The organism is Candidatus Thorarchaeota archaeon, assembly GCA_021498125.1.
Classification (GTDB): domain Archaea; phylum Asgardarchaeota; class Thorarchaeia; order Thorarchaeales; family Thorarchaeaceae; genus B65-G9.
On the sequence record JAIZWL010000001.1, the window covers coordinates 1,288,447 to 1,300,332 of the forward strand.

An 11,886-nucleotide genomic window follows, 5' to 3' on the forward strand; every position below is an offset into this window, starting at 1 on the left:
CTGTGCCGCTTAGAGAGACCAATATTGTGAGTGGTGCTCAGACCAAGTTCGGCAAGCTAGAGGGACTGACTCTACGAGAGATCTTTGCTGAGGCCGTGGACAAGGCCACAGTAGGTGCTGGTATTCCCAAAGAGGACATCCAGGCCGCATTTATCGGGACATTCATACCCGAGATGCTTGTTCATCAGGGTCATACTGCTCCCTTGCTTGCAGACTATGCTGGCCTTCGAGGACTACCCGCTACACGACATGAGGCCGCCTGCGCCTCAGGAGCTACTGCTTTACGAGCAGGGATCATGGCAATCGAGTCCGGTCTATACGATACGGTTCTCGTTGCAGCAGCAGAGAAGATGACTTCAGTATCCACAAATCGTGCGACGGAGGCTCTTGCAGCGGCTGCTGACGACGAGTTCGAATCAAGTATGGGCCTCACCTTCCCCGGAGTGTTTGCTATTGCTGCTGTAGCTCACATGCAAGAGTATGGGACCACCGAGGAGGACATGGCTCTTGTGGCTGTGAAGGCGCATCGTAATGCTGCGAAGAATCCTCTTGCTCAGTTCCAGAAAGAGATCTCTCTCGAGAAGGCAATGACTCCACGATACATTGCGTGGCCATTGAAGCTCTTTGACTGCTCACCAATCTCTGATGGGGCTGCTGCTATTGTACTAACAAATAACGAGCGTGCAAAGCAGTACACCGATACTCCTGTCAAGATCGTCGGTACTGGTCAGGCATCTGCCTCTATGAACCTCTGTGACCGCACAAGTCTCACTTCCTTTGAGGCCTCAGTGCGTGCCTCTCGAATCGCCTATGATATGGCCGGGCTGACGCCTAAGGATATGGACTTTGCAGTCGTTCATGACTGTTTTACGATCGCTGAGATTATAGCCAGTGAGGACATTGGCTTCTTCAAACCCGGTGAGGGTGCAAAGGCTGTTCGTGAGGGTGTGACCGCATTGGACGGTAGCAAGCCGATCAATCCCATGGGTGGACTCAAGGCTGTCGGGCATCCTGTCGGGGCGACTGGTGTCAAGCAGGCTGTTGTCCTCTATCGTGAGCTGATCGGTGAGGCTGGTGCCAATCAGGTTCCAAATCACAACACTGCGATCATGCATAACTTTGGTGGCACGGGTGCGACCTGTGTCGTGAATATCATGAGGAGGGCTGACGCATGAGCGAGAGACCTACTATTGAACAGTACCAACAGTACATTCAGGATAATGACTTTCACGCCTTGAAGTGCAAGTCCTGTGGTGCGGTCATCGCTCCTCCCAAGGGCATGTGCTATTCCTGTGGCGGTACGGATCTTGAATGGACGACCGTCAGTGGGAAGGGCAAGCTCGTATCCTTTACCGTGATTCATATTGCTGCAGAGGAGTTCCAAGACGAAACCCCTTACTTCGTTGCTATTGTCGAGCTAGACGAGGGTACACGAATAACAGCCCGTCTTCTCGGTCTTGATCCCACCCAACCTGAGAAGGTCAAGCTCGGGATGCCTCTCAAGATTGACTATGAGACTGGCAAATCTGGTAAGGTCTACATAGGCTTTCGTCCTGCCTAATTATCACGTACTTGATCGTCTCGTGGAGTCTGTTCCGCGAGACGCCCCTCATTTTTCAAGAGTCTAATTATTGCAAGATATCCGATTTGAGAATGATGTAGAATACGACAAGCACTAGGAATAATGAGACCGTTTCAATGGTACGTCCAACTATTCCTCCTGCTGCTGTTCCACTGACAAAAGTATCAAGCCATGTGAGGCCAAGTCTGCCAGCCCATGCTATGGCTGCAAGAAACATAGCCTTACCTACAAATTGAGGAATGACAACCTTCCACCATGGATACTTTGCTGCTCCGAGAGGAACTACCAGTACATCATCTGGTAATGGGGTCACTGCTAGAAACCACAAGATTAACGGTGTGATCCGTGGGTATCTATTCGCTAACTTCAGAAAGGAGCTCCGTTTCTCCTCCTCGATCAGAGTTCCTCCGAGATACCCGGTGACGTACCCCGTCATCTCTCCGATCAATGCTCCTGCTCCTGCAACAATTCCCACAAGTGTCGGGTCAAAGACGAACGCTGAAGTGTTGGGATCCTGTAATCCTCCAAGAATGAACGGTACCCCTATGTAGGGAAATGGCACTAGGATTGTTGCGTTTCCAAGAAGGCTGACTATGAATGCTCCAGCATAGCCCATTGTTAGTGATACATTGAGAAGCCATGCATATACCGTTGCTAAGGGACTGATAATGTCTGAGACAACAAACGTGATGATCCAATAGAGTACAAGCAATGCCGTCAGCAATATCATAATGCCGTCCGTCTTATCCATCAAGTTGCCGCTCCAATGCTCACCAAATCCTTGTGAATATGAAGATTCCTCTCTATCTGTGCATTTTAGCAGTGTGTGAAAACTCGTCCGTCTGTGATCAATCCTTCAGACATTTCTATGAAGTGATCCGGTATTGAATGCGCTACACTATCGACCCACAGTCGATGTTGCAGTCAGCAATATGTCCTATTCCTTCAAAGTTGATGTTCTCCTGTCATCGTTGATTGCTAATTTGGCAATGGTGTTGATTATGATGACAAGATTTCTTTGATTATCCGCTCTTCAATTGGTTTAAAGTCGAGATACTCCATTAGCACTCGCTCTATGAACGTGAACCTGCATTCCTCATCATTACTGATTAAGAGCTCCCCCTTGATGACTCTATATTTGAAACTCATCGGTGTATCGTTGAGTATTTTCACATCGATTGGTAGTTTTACAATGCTCTCGATTTTTGTAGATAGATCAAGTTCAAGCCTCAGAAAATCTTTGACCTTTTCTACATCAACGTATACTGCAATATCGACATCACGAAAGTGTGCCTCATTAAAGCTGCCATGAAGATACGCGAAGACAATTTCATCTCTTTCTGAGAGAATATCTCTAATCTTACTTTTCACAACTTTTTTATTTATTGACATATTCTCTCACTTCCTGAACAAATCTCTCTAGAATAATAATGATTTCTTGCGCTATTTCAAAGACTTTCTTGTCGTCAACTCTCCAATATACATGCACAACCAAGTTCCTGAATTTGGCCATATTGGCTAGTTCTTTAGCGAGGTCATCGGAAATTATTCTATGTCTGCTCAAATTCGTAAAACATTCAGAGTAACTACTTGGGATCTCTTTCAGTGCTCTAGCAGCAATATGGTTGCAGACAGAGATAGCTGCTTCAATTGCCACAATGAGTCGGTATTTTGTGGCATCTTTAATATATGCATCTGATAAAAAATCATCAATATCTAAATCTGTTACACACTCGATCTCACCAAGTGCCCTCTTAATTTCTGCTAATCTTCTGGTCACAAGATCGATATCGAGTCCTGACATTTAGGCGACTCTCCCTTCAATTCTTGTGACTTTGCTATTAAAGTGTTGCAGCCTTCATTTGCACTCGTCCTTTTTTGACGAAAACTGGAACTTTTCGATTCTTGTGGCTATTTTTTGGATTTTCGAGTTTTAGTCTTGGACTTTCCCTTTTTTGGTTTCTTTTCCTCTTCTGCGATGAGAGCATCGGTGGCACTAATGGCGTCCTCGATCTCATCTTTGGTGAACTCTTCAAGTTCGCCGGACTTGGCTATTCTGATAGTAATGAGTGCATCATTCTCCCGTGGCTCAATCTCCCACGACATTTCAAGGCCCGGTTCTTCTTTAACAAATTGACTGAGCATTTCGAACCATGCTTGTTTGACATCATCAATATTGACGTATAGAAAGTCCATTAAGGGGACAGTTATCTCTACATTAAGAACACGGCCGTTTAAAATATAATAGTTCTCAATATTCCATGGCAATGTCAAGTCCACCCATATTTGGTCTTGCTCATCCTGTAGATAAGTCTTGTTTGCCCAGAGCCCACTGCGAATTCTTGTTTTTTATGTGTAGTATGATGGGCCTGTGTCCTCTGGAGCGGGGGTCTTACCTCCAGTCTCTCCTGTCACATCATTAAGGATGTGAATGATCATGTCAACAATTCTGTGGACCTTTCTCATCGTGCGCCATAGAATGTCATCGCCGAAGGCATCATCGTAGATGCGATCCGACACCACGAATCCGGGGCCGGGTGGTTTGGGTCCTGGTTGTCCGGGTTGAGGCTGGATGAATCCTACGCTAATGTCCTGAGTGAACGCGAAACGCATGGTCTTGATCTGGAACTGTTTCATCTTCTCGGCAGTAAGGAGTTTGAGGTGCTGCGGTGAGATCATGACCTGAGATTCTATCTGGACGAACTTTTGATCGTTGGGACGGACGACCGTGAAGAAGAACCTCATGAACTTCACTTTGTAAAGGAATTCCGCTCGTGGATTTGAGATGCTCTCCACCTTCATGCCTTCTCGGGAGAACCACTCTCGAACGGCTTCTTTGATGCGTTCCGATTCATCGTCTTTCATTTATTGTGTCTCCGTATTTCACGGCGTTATCTTGCTCTTAACGGTTGTGTCCTAGACATCTATGTACCATTGAGTCCGCTCATATGCGCTCTGATTTCGGTCCTGAAAACAGGTTATTTCCTGTCTTACTGAGGCGACCGCAACCGTATTACCTCTCTCACGAATGACTCTCTCTTCTGAGTTTGGTCTGGTGGGTCGCACTCCCCACGGATCAATGAATTGACTGTGACCAAAGTATGTCTTTCCGTCAAAACCGGATCCTATTCGATTTGTTGCTGCAATATAGACCTGATTCTCAATCGCGCGACCAAGCAATAATGCATTCCAGTGATGGCTGCGCGGATCCGGGAACGCGGCTGGAATGAGTATCAGCTCGGCTCCCTCCAGAGCGAGACCCCGAGTCACTTCTGGAAATCGCAGATCATAACAAATCTCAAGTCCCACTTTGATGCCTCCAGCATCGAGGAGCGCAAGAGTATCCCCCTGTTCGAACACGTCGCGTTCTTCTTGGAATGGATGGATCTTCCTGTAGGTCGCTACGGTCTTTCCCTTGGGCGAGGTCACAATCAGTGTGTTGAAGTATTTCTCTTCATGACGCTCAATGTCCGTTGCCACTACATAAGCTCCTTTTTCAGAAGCGAGCTCTTCCATGAACGATTGTGTTGGTCCCGGAATTCCGGCTCCCACATTCTCATAGTCGGCATGGCGAAATCCAATAGCAAAGAGCTCTGGTAGAACTATGAACTCTCTCTCCGTATTTGGAGTATAGTCTTTGAGAAGCCATCGAACTCGCTTGAAGTTTGTTTCTCTATCGCTCTCGACACACGGCATCTGAACTAGACATACACCAAAGTCCATGGAGATCACCACGAACATACTAAATGCAATGTCAGTTAAGCCTGACTATCTTATCTGATTCTTTCCGATAACCGCACTCTTATACAGCGTAATACTTAATATCCGTTCAGTGCTGAAGCGGCTTTGTAATGACCGCAGTCGGAAGTGTTTCTTGTGGTCAATGAGGTTAACACTGAACCAAAATCAAGAGAAGACTTACCCAAGTCTCCTTACTCTAAACCCGTTGTCGGTTCTACCGGTAAGACGGGAAGTTGGCGGACTTTCGATCCTGTGATCGATTATGATGCCTGCAACAGATGTCGGATCTGCTGGATGTACTGCCCAGAGGCTACCATCGATCTTGATGATGATGGTACACCCCATATCGATTATGACTATTGTAAGGGCTGTGGTATATGTGCGCAGGTCTGTCCGAAGAAATGCATCGAGATGGTGCGAACTGAAGAACGTCGGGAGGCAACTGCATGAAGACGAAATTGATGAGTGCGAATTACGCGGCTGCACGCGCAGTCGTGTCCGCTCGTGTTGAGGTCGTTGCCGCATACCCAATTACTCCTGCAACAACGGTGCCTGAGCAAGTAGCCCTTCTTAATGAAGAGGGGATTTACAAGGGTGAATTCATCCGTGTGGAGTCCGAACACTCTGCAATGTTTGCATGTATAGGTGCCAGTTCGACTGGAGCAAGGGCATTCACAGCCACATCCTCTAATGGGCTTCTCCTCATGGATGAGGCTCTTCATTGGGCGGCTGCTGCACGACTTCCAATTGTGTTGGCGAATGTCAATCGTTCAGTATCCCCGGCTTGGAATATTCATGTCACTCATGACGATAGCATGAGTAAGCGCGATACTGGCTGGCTTCAATTCTATGTGAGCAGTGTCGATGAATACTACCATACCATTATACAATCTTTCAAACTGGCCGAAGATGAACGTGTGCTGATGCCTGTCATGATCAGTGCTGATGGCTTTGTGTTAAGCCATACAGTCTCCACCTTCGATTATCTTGAACCTGAAGAAGTTGACAAGTTTCTCCCCCCCTACAAACCTCCTCATTGGGTTATGGATCCTGCAAACCCTGTGTCTCATGGTAATATTGTCTTCCCTGAATATTATGAGGAATTCCGTTACCAGATGCATGAGGCCAGCAAGAATGCCCTCAAGGTCTACGCCGAGGTCGAACGTGATTACAAGAAGCTGTTCGGTAAATACTTTGGCGGCCCAGTTGTAGAGTACAAGACAGATGATGCAGAAGTCGTCTTCACTTCTCAGGGAACCGTTGGGGCAGAGGCACTTGATGCAATAGACGAGCTTCGAGAAGAGGGATACAAAGTAGGAGCGGCCCGTATTCGGATGTATCGTCCCTTCCCAGTTGATAATATCCGCAAACTCGGTAGTAGAGTCAAGGCCTTTGCTAGCTTTGATCGAAGTGCGTCCTATGGATACGGTGGTCAAGTTGCCATTGATATTCGTGCAGCTCTCTACCATACCCCACATCGACCAATGGTCAAGAGTTACATTGGTGGTCTTGGTGGTCGTGACATCACGGTCACTGACATCAAAGAGATCATCTTGGATACTGTCAAGGCCGTGGAGAGCGGTGAGATCGGTCCTGAAGAAACTTGGCATAATTTGATGGAGTGATGAGAAATGGTCGCAATAAGAGATCTACCCCTAAAGGAATACGTGTTAAAGGGAAATGCAGCCTGTGCTGGTTGTCAGGACATGGTTGCCCTGCGCCACGCTCATAAGGCATTCGAAGGGAATGTCATCCAGATTGTGCCAGCATGTTGTACTAGTGTCGTTCAATCGCTCTTTCCACGGACAGGGCTTGGGATTCCCGTTCTGAACACTGCGTTCATGGCTTCGGGAGCAACTGCCTCTGGTGTTCGAGCAGCACTTCGTGCTAAGGGCAAAGATGATGTTCAGGTCATGGTCTGGGCTGGTGATGGTGGCACCTTTGATATTGGCCTTCAAGGTCTTAGTGGTGCCTTTGAGCGAAGGACTGATTTTCTATATGTCTGCTACAATAATCAGGTCTATTCTAATACCGGAACGCAGAGATCTGGTGCTACTCCACTCTATGCACAGACCACTACCACTTGGTATGGTAAGAAAGAACCTGAGAAGCTCTTTGATCTGATTGTGGCAGCGCATGAACCTGCATATCAGGCCACTGCAAACGCAGCTTACCCGCGAGACCTCTATGAAAAGTTCAGGCGGGCCAAGGAGATCCGCGGTCCCAAGTTTATCCATATCTTTATCCCCTGTCCGCAGGCTTGGAATTATCCTGTTGAGAAAGGTGTGGAGATTGGCAAGCTTGCCGTGGAGACCGGGTACTGGATCATGTGGGAACGCATCGGTGACGAGTTCAAACTCGATCCTATCAGCAAGAGATACCAAGACCCTGCTAAGCGCAAACCAATTGAGGAATTCCTCAAGTTGCAAGGTCGTTTCTCAAAACTCTTTAAACCGAAGAAAGATGAGAAGAAGATTGCTGAGTTCGAGGCCTTCATTCAACATCGATGGGATGTTCTTCTGAGAACATTCACATAGTCTATGGCGAGGGGATTCCCCTCTCCTTCGTTTCTTTTTTCCGTAAAGATCTGTTTCTACTAGATTGTTTCTTGTTGCGTGAAGAGACGCTCACTTTTCAGCACCGATATCGACAAAAGCCAACCTTAATAGATGAGTTATGAGTGACTAGGGCGGCCCATTTGCTATGGATTGATGCATGATGTCGTTATCAGAGACTGAAGCAGCAATTTTGATCAAGGACCCTATCAGAGGGTACATTGCCTTCACCGAGACCGAAAAGAAAATTCTCGACCTGCATCTCACACAACGCCTGAGGAACATCCGCTGGCCAGCAGGAGTCTACAAGGTCTACCCTGGCGCAGACACCTCCCTGATGGGGCACATGTTGGGTTTCATGGGCATGACGGACATCATGTTCGATTCTCTTCCTGCTGACGAGTCAACCGTATTCGGTGCCCGACTGACTGCGATGATCCTCACAGTTTCTCGTGGGGCGTGGGCCAACGTCATGGAAGAGTTTCTAGAGAATGGTGGGGCTGATCGTTATCGAGTCGCGGAACTTGCGATCAAGAATTCCGATGTGAACGATATTATTGGCGATAGTACCTACACTGTTGAAGAGGTCATCGATTTCATCACACATGGGGTCCCGATCAAAAACATCCGCATCAATCTATCAACAGTTCCCATTAACCCCGAGCTCTTAGATAGTCTTGAGCGAGATGCATATTTTACAGGAGTTGACTATGCAAATATCGAATTCAAAAAGATGTTCCTCTCGATGGCCGTTGCCAAAAACCGACTTGTTGTGTCGCGTGATTCACGTTATACCCTTGAATCATATCTTGCGGCCGGGGCTAACATGTTCGAGGCAGTCTACTATCATAAGACTGTTCGTGCAGCCGAGCTAATGCTGCTCAGGATTCTAGAGCTTGGTGGAGAAGAGCTATTCTCGTTCCCACTCAAAGATCCCTCAGTGTATCTTGCCTGTGACGACTTTACTTTTCATCACCGCCTGTTGCATACCCCTCCTGATTCTTCTGATGACTTCAAGACTGCTGGGAAAATCTTTCGGGCGTATCGTGATCGTGATCTGATCAAGATGGCGAGTATGCGTTCCATTTCAGATGATCGCCTTCTCAAGCGGCTGGCAACGGACAAGGGGCGAAAAGAGACCGAACGCGAGATTGCAGAATCTGCTGATATCGATCCACAGCGTGTCTATGTAGATATCCCCAAGAGGCCATCAGTGACCTTCTATCCGGGGCGTCATCCACTAGACTCGATATCAATGTTTGAACGCGGTTCTCGCGGATACGAATTCTGGAGTGTTGAGGAGATCAGTCCTATTGCAAAGAGCCTCCTGATGCCTATGCAAACAGTTCGTGTCTACACTACACGTGGTTATCGGCAGCGGATTCGAAAGGTGGCAGACTCCCTACTAGAGAGCTTTGATACTCCCGGCAGCGAGTGATCTCTCTCGCTAGGAATGTTCGCCATTCCAAGAGTTCTGAGGGGTTTGTATTGCATCCAGATGAATCAGCACTCGCTCTACTACCGAGTCTACAAGATCTTCTATTGTTCGAGGTCTATGCCAAAATGCCGGACTTGCTGGTAACACAATGCCCCCCGCCTCCGTCACCCGTTCCATGTTTCTAATATGAATGAGGTTGAGTGGGGTCTCTCTCATGACAAGAAGAAGGCGCCTGCGTTCTTTCATCGCGCAGTCCGCAGCACGGGTGACCAGATTATCGGTAAAGCCCTGTGCAACCCCTGCAAGGGTCTTCATTGAACAGGGCACTATCACAACCCCATCAAGAGGAAAGCTTCCCGAGGCTGGCCCTGCTGAGAGATCGGTTTCATCATACACCACATCGACTTCTTTCACGAGGTCGTCTATGGACAGATTCATCTCGTACTGGAGTGTCCTTGCCCCCCATTTTGTGACTATTACATGAACCTCGTGCCCAAGCTGTTTGAGTGCCCGTATCGTCCGTACTCCATATATTGCCCCACTGGCACCAGTGATGCACACTAGGTATCTATGATTGTTCATCATCTTCTCCTCATGATAGTGTGCCTTTCTTGCATTAAGTGCTTCGTTACTACAAGAGAAGTGCAAGGAGCATTGTGATGAGCGCGGTGCCTCCTGCTGCACGTAGCCCCGAATGCTTTGCTATAGATGCGCTCTCTGCAATATCTTGTGTCAATGTATCGAAGCCCTTCTCTCCAAAGGTGCGTAGCCCTTTGATCTCGCCAAATCCCAGACCTACACGCACTTGTCGGGTGGCCTCTCGCGCCTTTGCGGCTGCAACTCCTATCGCTTCGAGAACCTCTATCGCCTTTATTCGTCCCACTGGTGGATATCCCGTGTTCGACATGGAAACCGCATTTACTACATGTGTGTCCGTGGTTGCAATCTCTACGTGTTTGAAGCCCTGTCCTTTGAGAAGACTGATGACCCGCTCTCGAAAACCCGGCTCGACATTATTTCCATCGACTGAGATCAGCACAGATTCACCCTCGACACTGTTGATGACCAGTGCGGTGATTCCACCGGGGCCCATCCCCTCTTCGATGTTGATATTGTCCGGTCTAAATTGATAGGCTCCTGCCGATACTTCTCCACGCACTGAGTTAAGCGTCCCAAAGAGTGCACTTGCCACTGCCCCTGCGTATTCTCCCGCATCGGGATCGTCGGGCATGAGCGAGACCGCGTCGTCACCAATACAATTATGTGCATCAACGATCGCCACGCGCTTGAGTGAGGGGATTCTTGATCGTGCAAGAGTAGCGGTCCGTATACCCACCTCTAGACTGATGTCGTCTGTGAACTCCGGGGCGCTTGTTGTCATTGTCAAGGCGTCCTCGCCTGCGAACAATGTCCATACCTTGAATTTGCTATTATCTGACCAGTGTGGCCCTGACACGAGATCGTGGGTCTCGGTCTGCTCAATCAACCGATCAAGTTCGGCAATGACTTTGGTGTAATCATCTTTAGTAGTGAGATTTTGGTGGTGTGTGCAGGTCCCATGTAGCACGAATCCAAGGACTCCATATTTTTCCCTGATGTGGTTCATGATGAAGTATGGTAGTGCACTACTTCCGATCTCTCGAAATGGCCCCGGGTGAATATACAGGATCACTCCTACAGCATAGAGGCCAGAGGCATCTTCCAGTTTGATGATTTCTAGGGGGAGGTCTTGCACCGTGGAGATGTCTGTCATCATGGACTCAAACGGTATTGGATTGTCTACAAGGTATGCGTGACCAAAGGCTCGCAATAATCCTGGGCCACTGATCCCTAGGTCGCGCTCGAAGGGTCTGCTCACTGACCGGAAGATAAACGTGACAACTGCTGAATCAAGGGCTATCATGATCAGGATGATGAGTATTCCATTTGGTGGTAGCATTACAATAGTTGCGCCATAATTGACAAGGGCGATCCATGTCACCATGAGCACACCCGGAAACATTACTGACCCGATGAAGTTACGGACCGGGTGATGGTCGCTCAGTCCTGTGATCAAAAACGATAATGCAAGATATGCAAATCCCATTCCCAACAGAGTCAATCGGCCCTCAAAGTAATCTATCCCCACAAGGGCATCAATGAGTCCACCAATTCCTGCAAGCACAAACCAGAATATCACTGCAAACAACATGGACCCCGTAGTTCTTCGTAGATCCAATGGCGAGTTCTTTTGGCGAACAATGAGATACAAGAGGCCTATTCCAAGAAAGGTTGTTATCCCAAAGAGAAGGATGTATTCGATTAAAACTGGTGCCAGTGACAGTAGATTTGCCCTCGTTCTCATAAGTGAGATTGCTGCGCTGGCAATGAGAACGGAGAGTGCAAGTCTTCCGACTATCCCCTCGAACGAGGGAAGCTGCCATACCTTTGAGTAAAGTCGAACGGTCTCTTTCACCTTTGCCTTTTCGCCCATTGATGTTTCCTCGTTTCGTTCATTCGCCCTCGCCCATTCTTATCAAGATTCCTTTCACGGTCAAATCTCATGTACTTGCCGTTCATGGTGCCCCCAC

At 48.0% G+C, this 11,886-nt stretch carries 14 protein-coding genes; 6 read left to right on the forward strand and 8 right to left on the reverse strand.

The window, feature by feature from the left end:
* Positions 1-2: 2 nt before the first annotated feature.
* Together K9W43_06125 and K9W43_06130 are read left to right on the forward strand one after the other, a co-directional pair.
* Entirely contained in the window at positions 3-1,175 is a 1,173-nt protein-coding gene (locus K9W43_06125; protein MCF2136806.1) for a thiolase domain-containing protein, read from the forward strand.
* Positions 1,172-1,561: a Zn-ribbon domain-containing OB-fold protein gene (locus K9W43_06130; GenBank protein MCF2136807.1), complete on the forward strand. Its 390-nt coding sequence runs from the start codon at positions 1,172-1,174 to the stop codon at positions 1,559-1,561. Before K9W43_06125 ends, K9W43_06130 begins: the two co-directional genes overlap by 4 nt.
* A 67-nt stretch (positions 1,562-1,628) precedes the next feature.
* Here the strand turns inward: K9W43_06130 and K9W43_06135 are convergent, their stop codons facing one another.
* From K9W43_06135 to K9W43_06160, 6 genes are all read right to left on the reverse strand, one after another.
* On the reverse strand, positions 1,629-2,333 hold the full coding sequence (locus K9W43_06135) for a VTT domain-containing protein (protein ID MCF2136808.1): 705 nt from the start codon (positions 2,331-2,333) through the stop codon (positions 1,629-1,631).
* A 248-nt stretch (positions 2,334-2,581) separates the two neighbouring features.
* Positions 2,582-2,974 (reverse strand): nucleotidyltransferase domain-containing protein, encoded by a 393-nt coding sequence (locus K9W43_06140; protein ID MCF2136809.1) that lies wholly within the window; start codon positions 2,972-2,974, stop codon positions 2,582-2,584.
* The gene (locus K9W43_06145) at positions 2,961-3,386 is read right to left on the reverse strand and encodes a DUF86 domain-containing protein (protein MCF2136810.1); all 426 of its coding nucleotides are present in this window, start codon (positions 3,384-3,386) and stop codon (positions 2,961-2,963) included. Before K9W43_06145 ends, K9W43_06140 begins: the two co-directional genes overlap by 14 nt.
* Positions 3,387-3,493: 107 nt before the next feature.
* Entirely contained in the window at positions 3,494-3,850 is a 357-nt protein-coding gene (locus K9W43_06150; protein ID MCF2136811.1) for a hypothetical protein, read from the reverse strand.
* A gap of 81 nt (positions 3,851-3,931) precedes the next feature.
* Positions 3,932-4,447: a DUF2299 family protein gene (locus K9W43_06155; protein MCF2136812.1), complete on the reverse strand. Its 516-nt coding sequence runs from the start codon at positions 4,445-4,447 to the stop codon at positions 3,932-3,934.
* 51 nt (positions 4,448-4,498) lie between these two features.
* A complete protein-coding gene (locus tag K9W43_06160) occupies positions 4,499-5,305 on the reverse strand; it encodes a hypothetical protein (protein MCF2136813.1) in 807 nt (268 codons plus the stop codon).
* A 153-nt stretch (positions 5,306-5,458) separates the two neighbouring features.
* On the opposite strand from K9W43_06160, the gene K9W43_06165 reads away from it, so the two are divergent.
* The 4 genes from K9W43_06165 to K9W43_06180 all read left to right on the forward strand — a co-directional run bounded on the left by K9W43_06165 (position 5,459) and on the right by K9W43_06180 (position 9,316).
* A complete protein-coding gene (locus K9W43_06165; GenBank protein ID MCF2136814.1) occupies positions 5,459-5,773 on the forward strand; it encodes a 4Fe-4S binding protein in 315 nt (104 codons plus the stop codon).
* Positions 5,770-6,948 carry a pyruvate ferredoxin oxidoreductase gene (gene porA, locus K9W43_06170; protein ID MCF2136815.1) on the forward strand — a complete coding sequence of 393 codons (1,179 nt, stop codon included), beginning with the start codon at positions 5,770-5,772 and terminating at the stop codon, positions 6,946-6,948. The genes K9W43_06165 and porA overlap by 4 nt, the downstream gene beginning before the upstream one ends.
* Before the next feature lie 6 nt (positions 6,949-6,954).
* On the forward strand, positions 6,955-7,860 hold the full coding sequence (locus tag K9W43_06175; protein ID MCF2136816.1) for a thiamine pyrophosphate-dependent enzyme: 906 nt from the start codon (positions 6,955-6,957) through the stop codon (positions 7,858-7,860).
* A 178-nt stretch (positions 7,861-8,038) separates the two neighbouring features.
* Entirely contained in the window at positions 8,039-9,316 is a 1,278-nt protein-coding gene (locus K9W43_06180) for a hypothetical protein (protein MCF2136817.1), read from the forward strand.
* Between the two features lie 9 nt (positions 9,317-9,325).
* Here the strand turns inward: K9W43_06180 and K9W43_06185 are convergent, their stop codons facing one another.
* Entirely contained in the window at positions 9,326-9,901 is a 576-nt protein-coding gene (locus tag K9W43_06185; protein MCF2136818.1) for a UbiX family flavin prenyltransferase, read from the reverse strand.
* Positions 9,902-9,947: 46 nt separating this feature from the next.
* A complete protein-coding gene (locus K9W43_06190; protein MCF2136819.1) occupies positions 9,948-11,789 on the reverse strand; it encodes a DUF2070 family protein in 1,842 nt (613 codons plus the stop codon).
* Positions 11,790-11,886: the final 97 nt, after the last annotated feature.